Source organism: Flexivirga oryzae (genome assembly GCF_014190805.1).
Taxonomy (GTDB): Bacteria; Actinomycetota; Actinomycetes; order Actinomycetales; family Dermatophilaceae; genus Flexivirga; species Flexivirga oryzae.
This window is the reverse complement of record NZ_JACHVQ010000001.1, coordinates 1,556,545-1,575,656: the sequence shown is the minus strand read 5'-3', so window position 1 is coordinate 1,575,656 and position 19,112 is coordinate 1,556,545. Positions and strand designations below refer to the sequence as shown.

General features: G+C 69.0%; 21 protein-coding genes. 9 read left to right on the top strand and 12 right to left on the bottom strand.

Features of this window, described 5'->3' with window-relative positions; all coding sequences use genetic code 11:
- Nucleotides 1-118 precede the first annotated feature (118 nt).
- Both FHU39_RS07245 and FHU39_RS07240 read left to right on the top strand, forming a co-directional pair.
- Nucleotides 119-418 (top strand): DUF3099 domain-containing protein, encoded by a 300-nt coding sequence (locus FHU39_RS07245; RefSeq protein ID WP_343065774.1) that lies wholly within the window; start codon nucleotides 119-121, stop codon nucleotides 416-418.
- Between the two features lie 8 nt (nucleotides 419-426).
- The gene (locus FHU39_RS07240) at nucleotides 427-663 is read left to right on the top strand and encodes a hypothetical protein (protein ID WP_183319725.1); all 237 of its coding nucleotides are present in this window, start codon (nucleotides 427-429) and stop codon (nucleotides 661-663) included.
- Between the two features lie 11 nt (nucleotides 664-674).
- Here FHU39_RS07240 and moaA read toward each other — a convergent pair whose 3' ends face one another.
- Nucleotides 675-1,691: a GTP 3',8-cyclase MoaA gene (gene moaA, locus FHU39_RS07235; protein ID WP_183319724.1), complete on the bottom strand. Its 1,017-nt coding sequence runs from the start codon at nucleotides 1,689-1,691 to the stop codon at nucleotides 675-677.
- A gap of 33 nt (nucleotides 1,692-1,724) precedes the next feature.
- On the opposite strand from moaA, the gene FHU39_RS07230 reads away from it, so the two are divergent.
- Nucleotides 1,725-2,522, top strand: coding sequence for an SURF1 family cytochrome oxidase biogenesis protein (locus FHU39_RS07230; RefSeq protein ID WP_183319723.1), 798 nt, complete (start codon nucleotides 1,725-1,727; stop codon nucleotides 2,520-2,522).
- 21 nt (nucleotides 2,523-2,543) lie between these two features.
- Here FHU39_RS07230 and FHU39_RS07225 read toward each other — a convergent pair whose 3' ends face one another.
- Both FHU39_RS07225 and FHU39_RS07220 read right to left on the bottom strand, forming a co-directional pair.
- On the bottom strand, nucleotides 2,544-4,421 hold the full coding sequence (locus FHU39_RS07225) for an ABC transporter ATP-binding protein (RefSeq protein ID WP_183319722.1): 1,878 nt from the start codon (nucleotides 4,419-4,421) through the stop codon (nucleotides 2,544-2,546).
- 38 nt (nucleotides 4,422-4,459) lie between these two features.
- Nucleotides 4,460-5,680 (bottom strand): MFS transporter, encoded by a 1,221-nt coding sequence (locus FHU39_RS07220; RefSeq protein WP_183319721.1) that lies wholly within the window; start codon nucleotides 5,678-5,680, stop codon nucleotides 4,460-4,462.
- A gap of 36 nt (nucleotides 5,681-5,716) precedes the next feature.
- On the opposite strand from FHU39_RS07220, the gene FHU39_RS07215 reads away from it, so the two are divergent.
- Nucleotides 5,717-6,283 (top strand): CGNR zinc finger domain-containing protein, encoded by a 567-nt coding sequence (locus FHU39_RS07215; protein WP_343065773.1) that lies wholly within the window; start codon nucleotides 5,717-5,719, stop codon nucleotides 6,281-6,283.
- A 1-nt stretch (nucleotide 6,284) separates the two neighbouring features.
- Here FHU39_RS07215 and FHU39_RS07210 read toward each other — a convergent pair whose 3' ends face one another.
- Nucleotides 6,285-7,883 (bottom strand): ATP-binding cassette domain-containing protein, encoded by a 1,599-nt coding sequence (locus tag FHU39_RS07210; protein WP_183319719.1) that lies wholly within the window; start codon nucleotides 7,881-7,883, stop codon nucleotides 6,285-6,287.
- 162 nt (nucleotides 7,884-8,045) lie between these two features.
- Between FHU39_RS07210 and ypfJ the strand changes: the two genes are divergently transcribed.
- Entirely contained in the window at nucleotides 8,046-9,005 is a 960-nt protein-coding gene (ypfJ, locus tag FHU39_RS07205; protein WP_183319718.1) for a KPN_02809 family neutral zinc metallopeptidase, read from the top strand.
- A gap of 156 nt (nucleotides 9,006-9,161) precedes the next feature.
- On the top strand, nucleotides 9,162-9,710 hold the full coding sequence (locus tag FHU39_RS07200) for an AMIN-like domain-containing (lipo)protein (protein WP_183320941.1): 549 nt from the start codon (nucleotides 9,162-9,164) through the stop codon (nucleotides 9,708-9,710).
- Between the two features lie 120 nt (nucleotides 9,711-9,830).
- Here the strand turns inward: FHU39_RS07200 and FHU39_RS07195 are convergent, their stop codons facing one another.
- The 8 genes from FHU39_RS07195 to FHU39_RS07160 all read right to left on the bottom strand — a co-directional run bounded on the left by FHU39_RS07195 (nucleotide 9,831) and on the right by FHU39_RS07160 (nucleotide 16,435).
- Entirely contained in the window at nucleotides 9,831-10,157 is a 327-nt protein-coding gene (locus tag FHU39_RS07195) for a metal-sulfur cluster assembly factor (protein WP_183319717.1), read from the bottom strand.
- 2 nt (nucleotides 10,158-10,159) lie between these two features.
- The gene (sufU, locus tag FHU39_RS07190) at nucleotides 10,160-10,618 is read right to left on the bottom strand and encodes a Fe-S cluster assembly sulfur transfer protein SufU (protein WP_183319716.1); all 459 of its coding nucleotides are present in this window, start codon (nucleotides 10,616-10,618) and stop codon (nucleotides 10,160-10,162) included.
- Complete coding sequence (locus tag FHU39_RS07185) at nucleotides 10,618-11,913, bottom strand: aminotransferase class V-fold PLP-dependent enzyme (RefSeq protein WP_183319715.1); 1,296 nt, start codon at nucleotides 11,911-11,913, stop codon at nucleotides 10,618-10,620. The genes sufU and FHU39_RS07185 overlap by 1 nt, the downstream gene beginning before the upstream one ends.
- 52 nt (nucleotides 11,914-11,965) lie before the next feature.
- A complete protein-coding gene (sufC, locus tag FHU39_RS07180) occupies nucleotides 11,966-12,727 on the bottom strand; it encodes a Fe-S cluster assembly ATPase SufC (protein ID WP_183319714.1) in 762 nt (253 codons plus the stop codon).
- Between the two features lie 19 nt (nucleotides 12,728-12,746).
- Nucleotides 12,747-13,088, bottom strand: coding sequence for a non-heme iron oxygenase ferredoxin subunit (locus FHU39_RS07175; protein ID WP_183319713.1), 342 nt, complete (start codon nucleotides 13,086-13,088; stop codon nucleotides 12,747-12,749).
- Nucleotides 13,085-14,260: a Fe-S cluster assembly protein SufD gene (gene sufD, locus FHU39_RS07170; RefSeq protein ID WP_183319712.1), complete on the bottom strand. Its 1,176-nt coding sequence runs from the start codon at nucleotides 14,258-14,260 to the stop codon at nucleotides 13,085-13,087. Before sufD ends, FHU39_RS07175 begins: the two co-directional genes overlap by 4 nt.
- A gap of 64 nt (nucleotides 14,261-14,324) precedes the next feature.
- The gene (gene sufB, locus FHU39_RS07165; protein ID WP_183319711.1) at nucleotides 14,325-15,743 is read right to left on the bottom strand and encodes a Fe-S cluster assembly protein SufB; all 1,419 of its coding nucleotides are present in this window, start codon (nucleotides 15,741-15,743) and stop codon (nucleotides 14,325-14,327) included.
- Entirely contained in the window at nucleotides 15,743-16,435 is a 693-nt protein-coding gene (locus tag FHU39_RS07160) for a helix-turn-helix transcriptional regulator (protein ID WP_343065772.1), read from the bottom strand. The genes sufB and FHU39_RS07160 overlap by 1 nt, the downstream gene beginning before the upstream one ends.
- A 185-nt stretch (nucleotides 16,436-16,620) precedes the next feature.
- On the opposite strand from FHU39_RS07160, the gene FHU39_RS07155 reads away from it, so the two are divergent.
- From FHU39_RS07155 to FHU39_RS07145, 3 genes are read left to right on the top strand one after another with little or no spacing between them, the layout of a single operon-like run.
- Complete coding sequence (locus FHU39_RS07155; protein WP_425484765.1) at nucleotides 16,621-17,358, top strand: ABC transporter ATP-binding protein; 738 nt, start codon at nucleotides 16,621-16,623, stop codon at nucleotides 17,356-17,358.
- On the top strand, nucleotides 17,355-18,098 hold the full coding sequence (locus tag FHU39_RS07150) for an ABC transporter permease (protein ID WP_183319710.1): 744 nt from the start codon (nucleotides 17,355-17,357) through the stop codon (nucleotides 18,096-18,098). The genes FHU39_RS07155 and FHU39_RS07150 overlap by 4 nt, the downstream gene beginning before the upstream one ends.
- Entirely contained in the window at nucleotides 18,095-19,066 is a 972-nt protein-coding gene (locus FHU39_RS07145) for a COX15/CtaA family protein (protein WP_183319709.1), read from the top strand. Before FHU39_RS07150 ends, FHU39_RS07145 begins: the two co-directional genes overlap by 4 nt.
- The last annotated feature ends 46 nt before the right edge of the window (nucleotides 19,067-19,112 follow it).

The window sequence follows — 19,112 nt, the reverse complement described above, 5'->3', positions numbered from 1 at the left end:
CTGGGCGTCTCCTCGGTTCGGCGGTCCGGTACCCGGTCGGGCACGGGAACGACAGGCTATTGGACTACCGAACGGTAGCGCGCACGACCCGTCCGGGCACCACGCGTAGGCTTGAACGGTGCCCCGTCCGAAGGAACATCCCCCTGTGCAGTCGGCGACCGACCTGCCGCTGCCGGGTAAGCACGACCTCGACACCAGGATGCGCAACTACGCGATCGCGATGGGGATCCGCACCGCAGCTTTCGTGTTGGCCTATTTCCTCAGCGGTCCGGCTCGGTGGGTCTGTGTCGGTCTCGCCTGCGTGCTGCCCGAGATCGCGGTGATCGGCGCGAACGCCGCCAACCAGAAACGCAAGCAGGTGCGCGGCCGGCAGCGACCGTTGTCGAGTCGCCACCAGTTGCACGGCCCCCGGCCCTGAGCCTCCGCATGAGTTTCGCCCGTCCAGAGCCCGCCCAGCCCACCCAGTGCAGTTCACGGGGCTGCCGGCGCGACGCGTCCTACGCGGTCGTCTGGCGCAATCCCCGCATCCACGCCGAGGACCGGCGCAAGGTCTGGCTGGCGTGCGACGACCACCGCAGCACTCTGTCGGAGTTCCTCTCGCTGCGCGGTTTCCCGATCCGGGTCGTGCCGATCGACGAGGTCGACACGGTCGACAAGGTCTGAGCTCCCGGGGTTCAGCCGCCGATGGACGACATCGGCCGGTCGGGCTGCTGGAAGTTGGGCTCGCCGATGCCGTGTCCCCGCCGCTTGGCCAGCATGTTCGCTCGTATGACGTTCGCGAGCTCCTCGTCGCTCGCACCGGCACGCAGCGGACCGCGTAGGTCGCTCTCGTCGCGGGCGAAGAGGCAGTTGCGGACCTGGCCGTCCGCGGTGAGCCGCACCCGGTCACAGGCGGCGCAGAACGGCGCTGTGACGCTCGCGATGACACCGACCGTCTCAGGACCACCGTCGACCAGGAAGAGCTCGGCAGGGGCGCTGCCACGCGCCTCGTCGGGCAGCGGCGTGAGGGTGAAGCGCTCCTCGAGCAACCCCCGCAGCTCCGTGGCGGTGAACATCCGGTCACGCTCCCAGGTGTGACCCGCGTCCAGCGGCATCTGCTCGATGAAGCGCAGTTGCACGTCGCGGTCCAGGCACCACCGCAGCAGGTCCGCAGGATTGTCGCGGCCGGTCGGGTCGTGCATCGCGACCGCGTTGATCTTCACCGGTGCCAGGCCGGCGTCCTGGGCCGCCTCGATGCCGCGCTCCACGTCGGCGAACCGGTCACGACGGGTCAACTCCTTGAACCGCTCGGGGTCGACCGTGTCCAGCGAGATGTTGATGCGTTCGAGCCCGGCCTCGGCGAGGGGTTGCGCGAGCCGGTCCAGCCCGATGCCGTTGGTGGTCATCGCGATGCGCGGCGCGTGCTCCAGACCGGCGATGCGGCGGATCACGTCCGGCAGCCCGCGCCGCAGCAGCGGCTCGCCGCCGGTGAGACGCACCGAGTCGATGCCGAGCCGGGTGAAGATGTCGATGACCCGGATGAGTTCGTCGTCGCTGAGCATCTCCGGACGCGGCAGCCAGTCGAGGCCCTCGGCGGGCATGCAGTAAGTGCAGCGCAGGTTGCATCGATCGGTCAGCGAGACACGCAGATCGGTCGCGATGCGACCGAACGTGTCGGGCAGACCGGCTGCGGTCTTGTCGAGGCTGCTCATAGGACTCCAGAGTAAGCCGGTTACCGTCTGGGTGTGCTCCGCAGGTTCCTCACCCGACGCTGGCTGGCCTGGTTGCTGGTCGCCGTCGTGTGGGCGGTCGCCTGTGTCTTCCTCGGCCGGTGGCAGTGGCACCGGTACGAAGGCAAGAAACTCTCGCAGCACCAGCTCACGGACAACTACAACGCGAAACCCGTTGGCGTCACGTCGATCCTGCCCGAGCGGACGACAGCGCTGACGCCCCAGGACACGTGGAAGCAGGTGGCTCTCAGGGGACACTATGTGTCCTCGGAACGGCTGCTCGTGCGCAACCGCCCGAACGACGGCTACTACGGCTACGAGGTCGTCGTACCGTTCCGGCAGACCGACGGCCGCACCGTCCTGGTGGACCGCGGCTGGATCAACAACGGCCGCACGGCGGCCGCGCCCGCGGCGGTGCCCCCGGCACCCGGCGGCACCATCACCGTGGTCGGCTGGCTCCGGCCGGGCGAAGCCGTCAAGGACAACTCGTCGGTGCCGGGGCAGATCAGCTCCATCAACCTCCCGCGCGTCGCGACACTCACGCAGCAACCGGTCCTCACCGGTGGTTACGTGCTGATGCGCAGCGAGAAGCCGGCAGCAGCAGCCACCCATCACGGTTTGGCGTCGCTGCCCAAGCCGTCGCCGGGCGAGTACGCCGGCGTGAACCTGAGCTACGCGCTCCAGTGGTGGTTCGGCGCCGTCGCGGGCCTGGTGTTCTACGTCGTACGCCTGCGCCGCGAGGAGCTCGAGGCGGACGAGACCCGGCCCGCGAAGCCGAAGAAGGTGCGGATCTGGGACGAGGAGGACGAGTAGGCGGTCCCGGCCGATCGGGACTCAGCCCTCGGGCACCGCTTCCTTCGCCGCCCGGTCACGGAACTGCGTGTGGTAAAGGTCGGCGTAGGTGCCGTCCGCAGCGAGGAGTTCCTCGTGCGTGCCGCGTTCCACGATGCGCCCGTCCTCCATCACCAGGATCAGGTCCGCGTCACGGACGGTGGACAGGCGGTGGGCGATCACGATCGAGGTACGCCCGGCCAGGGCCGTGTCGAGAGCGCGTGAGACCGCCGCCTCGGACTCGGAGTCAAGGTGTGCCGTGGCTTCGTCGAGCACCACGACGGACGGTGCCTTGAGCAGCAGCCGTGCGATGGCCAGGCGCTGCTTCTCACCGCCGGAGAGCCGGTGACCGCGGTCGCCGACCATGGTGTCCAGTCCGTAGGGCAGTCGGCTCACCAGCTCCCAGACCTGCGCCTCACGCAGCACCCGCTCCAGTTCGGGGTCGGTCGCGTCCGGTTTCGCGTAGAGCAGGTTGGAGCGAATCGTGTCGTGAAACATGTGCGCCTCCTGCGTGACGACACCGATCCGGTCGCGCAGTGTGTCGAAGCTGAGGTCACGCAGGTCCGCTCCGCCGATCCGCACCGTGCCGGACGTCGGGTCGTAGAGCCGGGACACCAAACCGATGGTCGTGGTCTTCCCGGCACCCGACGGACCGACCAGCGCAATCATCTGGCCTGGCTCAGCGGTGAACGAAACCCCTTGCAGGACAGTCGATCCGTCGCCCTTGTCGCGAGTCAGCACGGTCTGCAGCGATTCGATCGAGACCTGGTCGGCCGTCGGGTAACGGAAGACGACGTCGTCGAACTCCACCCCGATCGGGCCGGCCGGGAGGCTTCGCGCATCGGGCCGCTCGGCCACCAACGGCTGCAGGTCGAGTATCTCGAAGACCCGTTCGAACGAGATGAGGGCGGTCATCACGTCGACCCGCACGCTCGACAGCTGGGTCAGCGGCGCGTAGAGCCGCCCCAGGAGTGCTGCCAGCGCCAGCAGCGTGCCGATCGTCATCGCGCCGTGCACCGCCATCACTCCCCCGATGCCGTAGACGACGGCGGTCGCCATCGTCGCGAGCAGGGTGAGCCCGACCAGGAAGATGGCGCGCTGGACCGCGATGCTGATGCCGAAGTCCCGCACCTTGGCCGCGCGCTCGGCATACTCCCTGTCCTCCTGCGCCGGCCGGCCGAACAGCTTGACCAGCAACGCACCGGCGACGTTGAAACGCTCCGTCATCCGCGCGCCGAGGTCGGCGTTCTCGATCATCTGCCCACGGGTGAGCCCGGCCAGACGCCGACCGAGGATGCGGGTCGGGATGAGGAAGAAGGGTACGAGCACCAGTGCGGCGAGGGTGATCTGCCACGACAGGGCGGCCATGGCGACGATGATCACCAGCACGCTGACCAGGTTGGAGACGACGTTGGACATGACCGAGGTGAAGGCCTGCTGTGCGCCGATCACATCCGAGTTGAGCCGCGTGACCAGCGCACCGGTCTGCGCGCGGGTGAAGAACGCGATCGGCTGCCGCAGCACGTGCCCGAACACTTCCCGGCGCAGGTCGTAGATCAGCCCTTCCCCGAGGCCTGCCGACAACCATCGCTCCACGACACCCAGGCCCGCGTCGACGACGGCGACGATCCCGGCGGCGACGGCCAGCCACACGACGAGGGCGGTGTCCCTGTCACCGACACCCTTGTCGACGATCTCCTTGAGGATCAACGGTGTCGCGACGACCAGCAACGCATCGAGCACGACGAGCACGAGAAAGGTCGTGATGGTCCGACGATAAGGCCGGGCGTAGCTCAGCACTCGGCGGGATGTCCCCGGCTTCAGCTTCGAGGCGTCCGTGGACTCGCGGGTCAGCGAGTGCATCACCTGCCAGTTGCTCATCGTCCTCCTCAGGGCGCGGCCGGCGATCCGCCGACCCGTCAATCGGCAACAACCGCACCCGCAGATGTATGCCGCGGCGCGGCGCCGACCCGAGGCGCGAGGACCGCGAGCGTCAGCGCGACCAGCGCGGTCCCGAGCCACAGCGGCACTCCGTCCCGCACTGTGAGGGTGGCACCGATCACCAGCGGCGCGACCGTTGTGGCGATCCCCCAACTGAGCCCGAACACCGCGAGGTACCGACCCGCCGCTCCGGCCGGGGCCAGCCGCGCCGCACGCGCGTAGAGGTGGCTCATCAGCAGCACGTCGGCGATCGCTCCCAGCACGCCGAAGACGAGGACAGCGAGCGGTCCGTGCGCCATGGCGAGCACCGCACACGAAACCGCCATGACAACGAATCCCGTTGCCATTGCCGCAGATCCGTCGGATGCGTTCAACCGTCCGACGCGCAACAGGGGTTGCGCGACGACCGACACCACGGCGGACACGGCCGTCGTGACGCCGATGACCCACAGGCCGATCCGGCGGTCCGCGACCGTCAGCGGCACGCCGAAGATGGTGATCATGTACACCAGCGTGAAGACCGTCGCCAGCGCGAACAACCGCATCAGCCGCCGGTCCCGCCAGGGCCAGCGGCCCGGGTCGTCGAGCGCGACCCGGTGCGCCGGTAGGAAGCCCCGGATCACCACGGCACAGCCCAGGCAGGTCGCCGCATCGATGACGAACAGCACGCGCAGGTCCCACCCCGCCACCACCGCGGCCACCGCGCCCGCCGCGACGGCGGCCACCGACATCGAGACGAACAGCAAGCCGAAGAGCGCCGGCCGGGTCCGGTCGTCGCTCTCCTGCGCGATCAGCGCCTGGGTGGGCGGCTCGATCAGCTCGTAGGACAGGCCGAGGCCGACCGCGCCGATCGCGGCCGTGGCGGTCGACTGGGCCGCCGCGAGCAGCAGTTGTGTTGCGGCACAACCGATCAGACCCAGCATGATCGTCGTGCGGGCGCCGATGCGGTCGAGCAGGTCGCCGCCGGCCAGCCGCGACGGGATCGTGGCGAGTCCGAAGGCCGCCATGATCAACCCGGCCGCCCGGACCGACTCGTGCAACTCATCGGTGAGCAGGACCGCCAGGAAGCCCATCGAGAAGCCGCCGACCCGGTTGACCATCCGCGCCAGCAACAGGGCGCGCGCACCCCCGGACAGCAGCCGCCAGGCACCGAGTGGATGGCGTATCACATCACCGTCGTCTATTGTTTCGGCAGTCACGATTTCACGGTAGAGACAATCGAGGTAACTGGTCAAGTGCGTTTCGACAGTCATATTGAACGGGTCCTCACCGCCGCGACCCACCTGGTCAACCGCCTGACGGCCGGCTTCGACGGCGGGCAGCCGGTCCCCGCGCCCAGCGGCGCCGCGCTGCGCGAGGCCGTCGCCGCGGCGCTGGCCTTCGACGGTCGCCCGCACACGGTTCGGACCGCCGATGCGCGGACCATCGCGGGCGTCATACCCGATGTCCGTGCGGTGTTCGAGGCGGCGTCCCACGAGGAGACGGCGCGGGCCGCGGACCTCACCAACACGCTGCTGCATCGCACCGGCGCCCGGCCCCGGCTCAATCCGGATCCGGACGGCAGCTGGCACCTGCACTTCCACGGTCCGAGCGACGAACTGGGCCCGGGCTGGGCTGCGGGCATCGCCGCCGGTCTCGCCATGGCGCTGGGTGTCGACGAGATCGGCCGGCTCGGGGTCTGCTCCGCCGACCGGTGCGATCGGGTCTACGTCGACACCTCCCGCAACGGGACGCGGCGCTTCTGCTCCACCCGGTGCCAGAACCGCGTCAAGGCCGCGACGCACCGCGCCCGGCAGAAGTGACTCAGGCCAGCTCGACGAGGTCCTCGTAGTCCGGGCCCCACAGGTCCTCAACGCCGTCCGGGAGCAGCAGCACCCGCTCCGGCGACAGGGCGTGCACCGCGCCCGGGTCGTGGGTCACCAGCACCACCGCACCCTCGAACGCCTGCAGCGCACCCAGGATCTCCTCGCGGGAGGCCGGGTCGAGGTTGTTGGTCGGTTCGTCGAGCAGCAGCACGTTCGCCGCCGACACCACCAGCAGGGCGAGGGACAGCCGGGTCTTCTCGCCGCCGGACAGCACCCGGGCCGGTTTGTACACGTCGTCCCCGCTGAACAGGAACGAGCCCAGCACCTTGCGGGTCTCGGTCTCGTCCAGGTCCGGCGCGGCGGACTTCATGTTCTCCAGCACCGTGCGATCGACGTCGAGGTTCTCGTGCTCCTGGGCGTAGTAGCCGAGCTTCAGGCCGTGGCCGGGTTTCACCTCTCCGGTGTCCGGCCGGTCGACGCCGGCCAGGATGCGCAGCAAGGTGGTCTTCCCGGCGCCGTTCAGTCCCAGTACGACGACCTTGGCACCGCGGTCGATCGCCAGGTCGACGTCGGTGAAGATCTCCAGCGAGCCGTAGGACCGCGACAGCCCCTCGGCCATGAGCGGTGTCCTGCCGGACGCCGCCGGTGTCGGGAACCGCAGCTTGGCCACCTTGTCCTGCTGCCGTGTCCCCTCGGCGCCCTGCAGCATCCGCTCCGCGCGGCGGATCATGTTCTGCGCGGCGGTCGCCTTGGTCGCCTTGTACCGCATCTTTTCGGCCTGGGCCAGCAGCGCGGACGCCTTCTTCTCGGCGTTCTGCCGCTCGCGGTGCCGGCGGCGCTCGTCGGTCTCCCGTTGCTGCAGGTAGGTCTTCCAGCCCACGTTGTACTGGTCGATCGCGGCCCGGTTGGCGTCCAGGTGGAACACCCGGTTGACGACCTCGTCGAGCACCTCCACGTCGTGGCTGATGATGATCAGCCCACCGGAGTAGGTCTTCAGGTAGTCGCGCAGCCAGTGGATCGAGTCGGCGTCCAGGTGGTTGGTCGGCTCGTCGAGCAGCAACGACTCGGCCCCCGAGAAGAGGATTCGCGCGAGCTCGACACGGCGGCGCTGACCGCCGGACAGCGTCTCCAGCGGCTGGTCGAGCACCCGACCGGGCAGTCCGAGGGACGACGCCAGGGAGGCGGCCTCGGACTCGGCGGCATACCCGCCCTTGCCCAGGAACTCGTTGTCCAGCCGGGCGTAGCGGCGCATCGCCCGCTCGCGCTTGTCGTCGTTCTCGTCGGCCATGGCCTTCTCGGCCGCACGCAGGTCGCGGATGACGACGTCGAGGCCACGCGCCGACAGGATCCGGTCACGGGCGAGCATGCTCAGGTCGCCGGTCCGCGGGTCCTGCGGCAGATAGCCGATCCGACCCGACGACGTCACGGTGCCGGCAGCGGGCTGACCCTCGCCCGCCAGCACCTTGGTGAGCGTGGTCTTGCCGGCGCCGTTGCGTCCGACCAGGCCCACCCGGTCACCGGCGGCCACCCGAAAGGTCGCTTCCTCCAGGAGGATCCGTGACCCCGCACGCAACTCGATCCCCTGTGCGGTGATCACGCTCGTACCTTCCTTCTTGACACATGACAAGGCGCCTGTCGCGTGCGCTGGGATGTCCGCGCGTTGCTTCAGGCGCCCGAAGCCGTTCAGTCGCTAGTCTACGTCTCGGGTCAGCGACGCCCCAATCCGTTTCAGGCGTCGCCGCAACGAAGGGAACCTGCCGTGACGTTCAACGACAACGCCAACATCGGCACCAGCGACGTCTCCAGCGGTGGGAGCGGCGGCGGTGGTGGCGGCGGACTGATGCCCGGCGGCATCGCCGTCGGCGGCGTCGGTGGCGTGATCGTGATGATCCTGATGGTGCTCTTCGGCGGAAACCTCACCGGCGGCTCCGGCGGTGGCGGCTATGCCGGCCAGATCACCGGGGACCAGGCCAACCCCTACGGCCAGGACCAGATCGACTCCGGCGGCGACGCCATCCAGCAGCAGCTCGACGAGTGCAAGACCGGCGCGGACGCCAACACGAACGACCTGTGCCTCATCAAGGGCACGGTCGCCAGCGTGGAGGGGTTCTGGAAGGTCTACCTGCCGGAGCAGACCGGCAAGCAGTACACCCCGGCCGTCACCAAGGTCTTCTCCGGCTCGATGCAGTCCGGGTGCGGCACGGCGAGCACCGAGATGGGGCCGTTCTACTGCCCCCTCGACAAGCAGGTCTACATCGACGCGGGCTTCTTCCAGGAGCTGCAGAGCCAGTACGGCTCCGACGGCGGCCAGCTCGCCAAGGAGTACGTGCTGGCCCATGAGTACGGCCACCACATCCAGGACATCCTCGGCCTGCTCGGCAAGGCCCAGCAGGACCCGCAGGGTGCCGAGTCCGGGTCGGTCCGCACCGAGTTGCAGGCCGACTGCTTCGCCGGCATCTGGGTGTCCTACGCCGACGGCACCCGGGACTCCAGCATCACCCCGCTGCTGAACAAGATCACCGACAAGGACATCGACTCCGCACTGTCCGCGGCGGCCGCCGTCGGCGACGACCGGATCCAGCAGAAGGCCCAGGGCCGCGTCACCCCCGAGACCTGGACGCACGGCTCCTCCGCGGCACGGCAGAAGTGGTTCAAGACCGGTTACGAGAGCGGCAGCATCAACGCCTGCAACACCTTCGACGTCGCCGACGTGGAGTGAGCACGCCCACCTGAACGTCCCATGTGACACCCGTCAAGTTTTCCTGGGAATCGGAGCAACCTCAGGTATGACGAGGGCGTCCTTCATGCACACCACATCTCGTGGTCCGCATGAAGGAAAGGAAACGTCATGTCTCACACCATCACTCGGGGTGGTATGCGCAGCAAGGCTGCGCTTGCGGTGTGCGGTCTGACTGCCGCCACCGTCATACCCCTGGCAACCTCCGGGTCGGCGCAGGCAGCGCCGTACTGCGGGATCCAGTGGGGTTCGACCACCAAGGCGAAGGCAGCCTCCACCTCGGACACCGTGCGCGGTGTCCGCACCGGCCGGCACGCGTGCTACGACCGGCTGGTCATCGATCTGAAGGGTTACGGGAAGAGCACCGGCTACCACGTGCAGTACGTCAGTGCGGTCCGCGGCCCGTCCGGCAAGGCCGTGCCGCTCGCCGGCGGCGCCAAGCTGCAGATCGACATCCATGCCAGCGCGGTCAGCTCCAACGGCACACCCACCTACAGCCCGTCCGACCCACGGCACGCCGCGAACGTGAAGGGTTACAACACCTTCCGGCAGGTCGCCTATGTCGCGTCGTTCGAGGGCCAGACGACCTTCGGGCTCGGCGTGCGCGCCCGGCTGCCCATGCGGGTCTTCGTGCTGCAGGACCCGAACGGCCAACGTCTGGTGATCGACGTCGCCCACAAGTGGTGACACCGTCGCAAACCACCGACAGGCCCACTTAACGCCGACAGGCCCAGTCATCCCACCGTTCCGGGGCGCCATTTCTGAGCCCCTCGGTGGGTTGCTGAGCCTGTCGGCAGGTGGTGGTGGTCAGATGTTGAAGCCGAGGGCGCGCAGCTGCTCGCGGCCGTCGTCGGTGATCTTCTCCGGGCCCCACGGCGGCATCCACACCCAGTTGATGCGGTGCGTCTCGACCAGGCCCTCCAGCGCGGCCGCGGTCTGGTCCGCGATCACGTCGGTCAGCGGACAGGCCGCCGAGGTGAGGGTCATGTCGAGGACGGCGTTGTTGTCGCCGTCCACCGTGATGCCGTAGACCAGACCGAGGTCGACGACGTTGATCCCGAGCTCCGGGTCGACGACGTCGCGCATCGCTTCCTCCACGTCGGCGACGTTGGGAGGGGTCACTACTTCGCCCATGATCACACTTCCGATCTGGTTGTCAGGTTGCTGATGTCAACGCCTGCCTGCGCCAAGGCATCGGTGTATGCCGCCCACGGCAACAAGGCGCACTTCACGCGCGCGGGATACTTCGACACTCCGGAGAACGCCACGCCGTCGCCGATGATTTCCTCGTCACCGGCGATCTGCCCCTTCGAGGTGAGCATCTCGCGCATCGCGCCGTAGGTCCGCAGCGAGTCGGCGACGCTGCGGCCGATGACCTGCTCCGCGAGCACCGACGCAGAGGCGATCGAGATCGAACAGCCGAGCGAGTCGTACGACACGTCCTGCACGGTGTCGCCGACCAGGTGGACCCGCAGCGTCACCTCGTCGCCGCACGTGGTGTTGACGTGGTGCGTCTGGGCGTCGTACGGCTCGCGCAGTCCCGCATGCTCGGGATGCTTGGAATGATCGAGGATCAACTCCTGGTAGAGGTCCATCAGACCGCCACCCCGAAGACCTCCGGCACCCGGTCGAGCGCTGCCAGGAACGCGTCGACCTCGGCGAGGGTCGTGTAGGGGCCGAAGCTCGCCCGGGTGGTCGCGGCGATCCGGGACGCCCGGTGCAGCGGCCACGCGCAGTGGTGCCCGGTGCGGACGGCGACTCCGGAGTCGTCCAGCACCTGCCCCACGTCGTGCGGATGCACGCCCTCGACGACGAATGCGACGGCGCCGGTGCGCTGCTGTGCGTCGAGCGGACCCAGCACCCGCACCCAGGAACGCTGCGCCAGTCCGTCCAGCACGGCCCGGGTGATCACCCGGTCGTGTGCCGCCACGGCATCCATGCCGAGGGCCGACAGGTAATCACAGGCGGCCGCGAGACCGACGGCCTGCGACTCGTTCGGGACACCGGCCTCGAAGCGCTGCGGTGGCGCCGCGTAGGTCGAACCCTCCATCCGGACCAGCTCGATCATCGAGCCGCCGTACAGGAACGGCGGCATCGCCTCGAGCAGCTCGCGGCGGCCGGCCAGCACGCCCACGCCGTACGGCCCGAGCATCTTGTGCCCGCTGAACGCCAGGAAGTCCGCGCCGAGCGAGGCGAAATCCACCGGCAGGTGCGGCACCGACTGGCAGGCGTCGAGCACGCTGATGGCTCCCACGGCTGCCGCCCTTCGAGCGATCTCCTGCACGGGGTTGATCGTGCCGAGGACGTTCGAAACATGTGTGAACGCAACCACTTTGGTGTGCTCTCCGATGACGTCGTCGATCGAGTCGGCGTCGAGCTGCCCGTCGTCCGTGACGTCGATCCAGCGCAGCGTCGCACCCGTGCGACGCGCCAACTCCTGCCACGGCACGAGATTGGCGTGGTGCTCCATCACCGTGGTGACGATCTCGTCGCCGGGCCCGATCCGGAAACGGTCGGTCACCGCCGGGTCCGCGCCCGGGATGCCGAGGTCACCGGGGGCGGACGCATTGCCGAACGCGTAGGCGACCAGGTTGATCGACTCCGTCGCGCTCTTGGTGAACACGACCTCGCCGGTGTCGGCACCGATGAACCGGGCAACGGTCGCCCGGGCACCCTCGAACGCCTCGGTGGCCTCCTCGGCGACCTGGTGCGCGCCGCGGTGCGCGGCCGCGTTGTGCTGCTCGTAGAACGCGCGTTCGGCGTCGAGCACCGCACGCGGTTTCTGCGACGTGGCACCGGAGTCGAGGTAGACCAGCGGGCGCCCGTCACGCACCGTCCGCTGCAGGATCGGGAAGTCTCGGCGCACTTCGTCGACGTCGAACCCGGACATTCCGCTGTGGCTCCTCACATGCGTTCGGTGATGTATGACGACCAGCGCCGACTCAGGCGCCGGCCGGGGTGAGGAAGCGGTCGTAACCCTCTTCCTCGAGGCGGTCGGCCAGCTCCGGGCCGCCCTCTTCGGCCACCCGGCCGTTGACGAAGACGTGCACGAAGTCCGGCTTGATGTAGCGCAGGATCCGCGTGTAGTGCGTGATCAGCAGCACGCCGGCGTCGGTCGTCTCCTTGGCGCGGTTGACGCCCTCGGAGACGATGCGCAGCGCGTCGACGTCCAGGCCGGAGTCGGTCTCGTCCAGGATCGCGATCTTCGGCTTCAGCAGCTCCAGCTGCAGGATCTCGTGGCGCTTCTTCTCACCGCCGGAGAAGCCCTCGTTGACGCCGCGCTCGGCGAAACCGTCGTCCATGCGCAGGTCGGTCATCGCCTGCTTGACGTCCTTGACCCAGTGCCGCAGCTTCGGCGCTTCACCGTCGATCGCGGTCTTTGCGGTGCGCAGGAAGTTGGACACCGTGACGCCCGGGACCTCCACGGGGTACTGCATGGCCAGGAAGAGACCGGCCCGCGCGCGCTCGTCCACCTTCATCGCCAGCACGTCCTCGCCGTCGAGGGTGACGGTGCCGCTGGTCACGGTGTACTTCGGGTGACCGGCGATGCTGTAGGCGAGCGTGGACTTGCCCGAGCCGTTGGGGCCCATGATCGCGTGCGTCTCCCCCGACTTCACCGTCAGGTTGACGCCCTTGAGGATCTCCTTCGTGCCCTTGTCGGTGTCGACAGACACGTGCAGGTCGCGAATCTCCAGCGTTGACATGTATTTCCAGCTCTCTTCTTCAGCTTGCGGGGACGGCGACGTAGACGTCACCGTCCTTGATACGTACGGGGTAGACGGCGATGGGCGCGGTGGCCGGTGGCCCGGTCGGCACGCCGGTGTTGAGGTCGAAGCGCGAGCCGTGCAGCCAGCACTCGATCGTGCAGCCGTCGACCTCGCCCTCGGACAGGGACACGTTGGCGTGGCTGCAGGTGTCGTTCACCGCGTGGACGACACCCTCGACGTCCAGGACCATCGCGACGCGCACACCGTTGATGATGGCCAGTGCCGGCTCGCCCTTGGGCAACTCGTCGAGAGCGCAGACCAGCTCGAACTCGTCGGTCACCGCATCGGCATCCGTCATATTTTGCCTCCGGCTGCGAGTTCGGCGTCGATGGCCGCCATCAGCGGGTCGACGACCGCCGGCACGCCGATCTTGCCGATCACGTCGGCGAAGAAGCCGCGGACAACGAGGCGGCGGGCCTCGGCCTCGGGGATGCCGCGAGCCTGCAGGTAGAACAGCTGCTCGTCGTCGAACCGGCCGGTCGAGCTCGCGTGGCCCGCGCCCTCGATCTCACCGGTCTCGATCTCCAGGTTGGGCACCGAGTCGGCGCGCGCACCGTCGGTGAGCACCAGGTTGCGGTTGAGCTCGTAGGTGTTGATGCCCTCGGCCTCGGCCCGGATCAGCACGTCGCCGACCCACACCGAGCGGGCCGATTCCCCTTGCAGCGCACCCTTGTACGTGACCAGCGAGGTGGTGCGGGGGGCGTTGTGGTCGATGAACGTCCGGTGCTCCAGGTGCTGACCGGCATCGGCGAAGTAGACGCCGAGCAGTGTCGCCTCGCCCCCCGGCCCGTCGTAGGTGACGTTGGAGTTGATCCGCACGATCCGGCCGCCCAGCGTCACCGCGATGTGGCGGTAGGTCGCGTCGCGTCCGACCAGGGCCTGGTGCTGCGCCAGGTGCAGCGCGTCGTCGTCCCACTGCTGCACCGAGACCACGGTCAGGTGCGCGCCCTCGCCCACGACGACCTCGACGTTGGCGGTGTGCTCACCCGAGCCGGTGTGTTCGAGGATCAGCAACGCCTGGGAGTTGGGGCCGGCCTCGACCACCACGTGGCCGTTGGACCGCTTGCCCGCGACACCGTGCACCTGCGCGCGGACCGGCTCGGCATACTCCGTGCCGGCCTCGAACTTCAGGTGCAGCGCCTTCGGCGAGTTGGCGTGCGCCAGCACCGCCGCCCGGTCACCCGGGACCAGTGCGGTGCCGCGCGGCGCTTCACCGGCGGCGAGCGGCTCGGCCACCACCGACTTGTCGGAGACGTCGACCGTCAGCGCACCGTCGCCGGTGGGCTCGTCGGCCAGCAGCCCGGTCAGCCGGTCTACCGGGGTGAACCGCCAGTCCTCCTCGCGGCCGTGCGGCACCGGGAAGTCCGCGACGTCGAAGGACGTCTTGCGCTCGGCGCGGGATTTCTCGGGGACCGACAGCTGCGCGGCGGGATCGACATGGGTCTTCGCGTCGGGTGAGAGCAGGGGCATCGTGGGGTCAGGGGTCCTTCCGGGTTGAGCTGTGATTGAGGGCGGGTCGTCGGTCGGGTGAGTGTTATCCGACGGCGCCTTCCATCTGCAGCTCGATCAGGCGGTTGAGTTCGAGGGCGTACTCCATCGGCAGCTCGCGGGCGATCGGCTCGACGAAGCCGCGCACGATCATCGCCATCGCCTCCTCCTCGGTGAGCCCGCGGGACATCAGATAGAACATCTGGTCCTCGCTCACCTTGGAAACCGTTGCCTCGTGGCCCATCTGGACGTCGTCCTCGCGCACGTCGACATACGGGTAGGTGTCCGACCGGGAGATCTGGTCGACGAGCAGCGCGTCACACACGACGGAGCTCTTGGAGTGGGTGGCGCCTTCCAGCACCTGCACCAGGCCACGGTATGACGTGCGGCCGCCGCCGCGCGCGACCGACTTGGACACGATGGTGGAGCTGGTGTTGGGCGCGGCGTGCACCATCTTGGCGCCGGCGTCCTGGTGCTGTCCCTCACCGGCGAACGCGATCGACAGGGTCGAGCCCTTCGCGTGCTCGCCGAGCAGGAACACCGCCGGGTACTTCATGGTGACCTTCGAGCCGATGTTGCCGTCGACCCATTCCATGGTGGCGCCGGCCTCGCAGGTCGCGCGCTTGGTCACCAGGTTGTAGACGTTGTTGGACCAGTTCTGGATCGTCGTGTAACGCACCCGGGCGTTCTTCTTGACGATGATCTCGACCACGGCGGAGTGCAGCGAGTCGGAGGTGTAGATCGGCGCGGTGCAACCCTCGACGTAGTGCACGTAGGAGTCCTCGTCGGCGATGATCAGGGTCCGCTCGAACTGGCCCATGTTCTCGGTGTTGATCCGGAAGTAGGCCTGCAGCGGGATCTCCACGTGGACGCCCTTGGGGACGTAGACGAACGAGCCACCCGACCACACGGCGGTGTTGAGGGAGGCGAACTTGTTGTCCCCGGCCGGGATGACCGAGCCGAAGTACTCCTTGAAGATGTCCTCGTGCTCGCGCAGGCCGGTGTCGGTGTCGACGAAGATGACGCCCTGCTTCTCCAGGTCCTCCCGGATCTGGTGGTAGACCACCTCGGACTCGTACTGCGCGGCGACACCGGCGACCAGGCGCTGCTTCTCCGCCTCGGGGATGCCGAGCCGGTCGTAGGTGTTGCGGATGTCCTCGGGCAGCTCCTCCCACGAGGAGGCCTGCTTCTCGGTGGACTTCACGAAGTACTTGATGTTCTGGAAGTCGATGCCGGACAGGTCCGATCCCCACCACGGCATGGGCTTCTTGTCGAACAGCTTCAGTGCCTTCAGCCGGCGCTGCGTCATCCACTCCGGCTCGTTCTTGCGCTGCGAGATGTCGTTGACGACCTCGTCGGAGAGTCCACGACGGGCACTGCTGCCTGCGGCGTCACTGTCGGCCCAGCCGTATTCGTAGTGGCCGAGGCCCTTGAGTCCCGGGTTGAGCTCTTCGATGGTGCTCATCAGACTTCTCTCCTTCGTGGTGACGTCTGCTTCGCAGCAGTTGGTACGAATGTGGTGCACACGTGGTCGCCGTGTGCGAGTGAGGACAGCCGTTGCACGTGAACGCCGAGCGTGCGGGAGAACGCCTTGGCTTCTTCCTCGCAGAACTGAGGGAACTCCGTGGCGACGTGCTGCACGGGACAATGCCCCTGGCACAGTTGAACACCGGCCAGCGGGGTGTCATTCCCCACCGGTCGGGTGGTGGCCGCGAAGCCCTGCTCGGTCAATGCGTCGGCGAGCGCCTGGGTGCGGTCGTCCAGATCCGCGCCGGCCGACTCGACGATCGGGCGGGCCTGCTGGGCCATCGCGTCGGCGCGCTGGCGGGCGAACTCGGTGACGGCGTCGTCACCGGCGGTGTCGCGCAGGAACTGCAGCACCGAGCCGGCCAGCGAGTCGTAGTCGCCGCGCAGCCGGGCGTGCCCGACGGCGGAGACCACGAACGCCCGGGCGGGGCGACCGCGTTTGCGTTCGGCGGCGCCGGTCGGCTCGTGCTCCTCGACGAGTTCGTCGTGCGCGAGGCAGTCCAGGTGGCGCCGCACGGCCGCCGGGGTGAGGCCGAGCGAATCCGCGAGCTCGGCCGCCGTGATCGGGCCGCGCTCGGAGATCGTTCGCAGCACGCGATCCCGCGTGCCGACCTCGCCACCGATAAACACAACATCAGTGTGACGTAATTCGCCGGGTTGGTTCCAGCCAGGCTTACCTAACCTGCGAGCGCGCCACGGGCCGTGACCGGGTGGTAAGACCGGACGTCGGACGGCGACTTCCCGTCGCGGTGGTGGACGGTGGCCGATCGGGCCGAGGCCGGGCGCCCCAGCGACACGACCTAGACTGGTCACTTGTGAGTGCTCCCGTCCCGCCGGTCGTCGTTGACGGCGTGACGCACCGCTATGGCAGCAAACTCGCGCTGCACGAGATGACCTGGCACGCGCCGGAGGGCGCGATCACCTGTGTTCTCGGCCCGAACGGCGCCGGCAAGACCTCGATCATGGAGATGGCCGAAGGGTTGCGACGCCCCGATTCCGGCACGATCCGGGTGCTCGGCACCGACCCGTGGGGCGCCGACGCCGCACACCGGCGCAGGGTCGGCGTCATGCTGCAGGACGGTGGCCTGCCCGGTTCGGTGAAGCCGCTGCGGCTGCTGGAACACGTAGCCCGCCTCTACGACTCGATCGACGAGATCCCTTCGCTCGTAGGGGAACTCGGCATCGACGAGTTCCGCCATACCTCGATCCGGCGGCTGTCCGGAGGACAGCGTCAACGGGTCGCGCTCGCCGCGGCCCTGGTCGGCAGACCCGACGTGGTCTTCCTCGACGAACCCAGCGCCGGGCTGGACCCGCACGCCAGACTCGACGTCTGGGACCTGGTCCGCAGCACCCGGGACCGCGGCTGCTGCGTGGTGGTCACCACGCACTCCTTCGAGGAGGCGGACCGGCTGGCCGACCGCGTCATCATCGTCGCCGCCGGTTCGGTCGCCAAGGAGGGCACCGTCGCCGAGGTGGGCGGGACCGGTGGCCTCGAGGACACCTACTTCTCCCTGACCCGCGCGGCGAAGACGACGAAGAAGACGAAGCAATGACCACTCCCGCCCTGCGTGCCCGGAGCCAGGCCGGCTTCGAGATCCGCACCCTGCTGTCCAACGGCGAGCAGCTGCTCGTGTCCCTGCTGTTGCCCGCCCTCGCCCTGGTCGGCCTGGCGGTCGGCAACAGCCCCGACCTCGGCCCCGGCCGCCGGGTGGACATCGTGGTCCCGAGCGTGCTCGCGCTCGCCGTGGTCTCGACCGCCTTCACCGGGCAGGCGATCGCCACCGGGTTCGACCGCCGGTACGGCGTGCTGCGCCTGCTCGGCGTCTCGCCGCTCGGCCGGTCCGGCCTGCTCGCCGGCAAGGCGCTGGCCGTCGTGGTGATCGTCGCGCTGCAGACCGTCGTGCTCGGCATCCTCGGCGCCTGTTTCGGCTGGCACCCGGACCCGCTCGGGCTGGTGGTCGGCCTCGGGATCATGCTCGTCGGCACCTGGACCTGGGTCGCGTTCGCGCTGCTGGTGTCCGGGGTGATGCGCGCGGAGGCGGTGCTCGCGGTGGCCAACCTGCTGTGGGTGCTGTTCGCCGGCCTCGGCGGTCTCCTGCTGCCCACCCACAAGTTCCCCGAGGTCGCCGGTGCGATCGTGCGGCTGCTGCCGTCCGGGTCGCTCGGCGACGGACTCCGTGCCGCGATGACCGGACAGTTCGGCTCGCTCGGCGAGCCGATCCTGGTCCTGGTCGCATGGGGTGCCGTGCTCACCGCCGCCACCGCCGCCACCTTCCGATGGGACGACCGATGATCACCCAGCCCGCGCCGGAGCTCACGCGCGGCGGCACGCCGGTGACCGGCTGGTCGCCGCTGCCGCCCCCGGCCGAGTCCACCGTCCTCGCCCGCTGGTTGGGCCGCCTCTTCTGGCTCAACCTCGTCGTCGAGGTGCTCATCGTCGCCAGCGGCGGGCTGGTGCGGCTGACGGCGAGCGGCCTGGGCTGCCCCGACTGGCCGCAGTGCGTCCCCGGATCGCTGACGCCGGTGCGCCACCAGGAGCAGTCCTGGCACAAGTACATCGAGTTCGGCAACCGGACCCTGACCGGGCTGGTCAGTGTCGTCGCGCTGGCGTTGCTGATCGCGCTGATCGTCGACCAGCGCAAGGGTTCACGGCGCCGCGGTCTGTGGCCACCGGTCGCGTTCATCCTGGTCGGGATCGGGGTGCAGGCGGTCGTCGGCGGCATCGCCGTACACACCGAACTCAACCCGGCGATCGTCGCCACCCACTTCCTCGCCTCGATGCTGCTGGTCTGGGCGTCGGCGTGGTTGGTCTACCGGTCCCGGGAGACCGACGCCGCACCCGCCCCGGTCGTCCCGCGCGAGGTGCGCTGGCTCGCCTACCTGACCGCCGTCGTGGTCGCCGTCGTGCTCTTCCTCGGCACCCTGGTCACCGGCTCGGGCCCGCACTCCGGCGACGACGCCGAGCACCCGGCCCGGTTGCACTTCGACATGCGGACCGTCGCCTGGCTGCACGCCGACACGGTCATGCTGCTCACCGGCCTGGTGGTCGCCGTCCTGCTCGCGACGATCCTGGTGGCGCGCCATACCCGTGCTCCGCGCGCCTGGACCTGGGTCATCGGCGTCATCGTCGTCCAGGGCATCGTCGGCTACACGCAGTACTTCCTGCAGGTGCCGGCCGGCCTGGTGGAGGTGCACATGATCCTCGCCAGCCTGCTGGTCGTCGTCACCACCTGGGGGGTGCTCAGTCTCCGCAAGCGCTGACGGCTCCGCGACGGCGCGCCGTGCGCTCGCGATCGAGCGGCATACC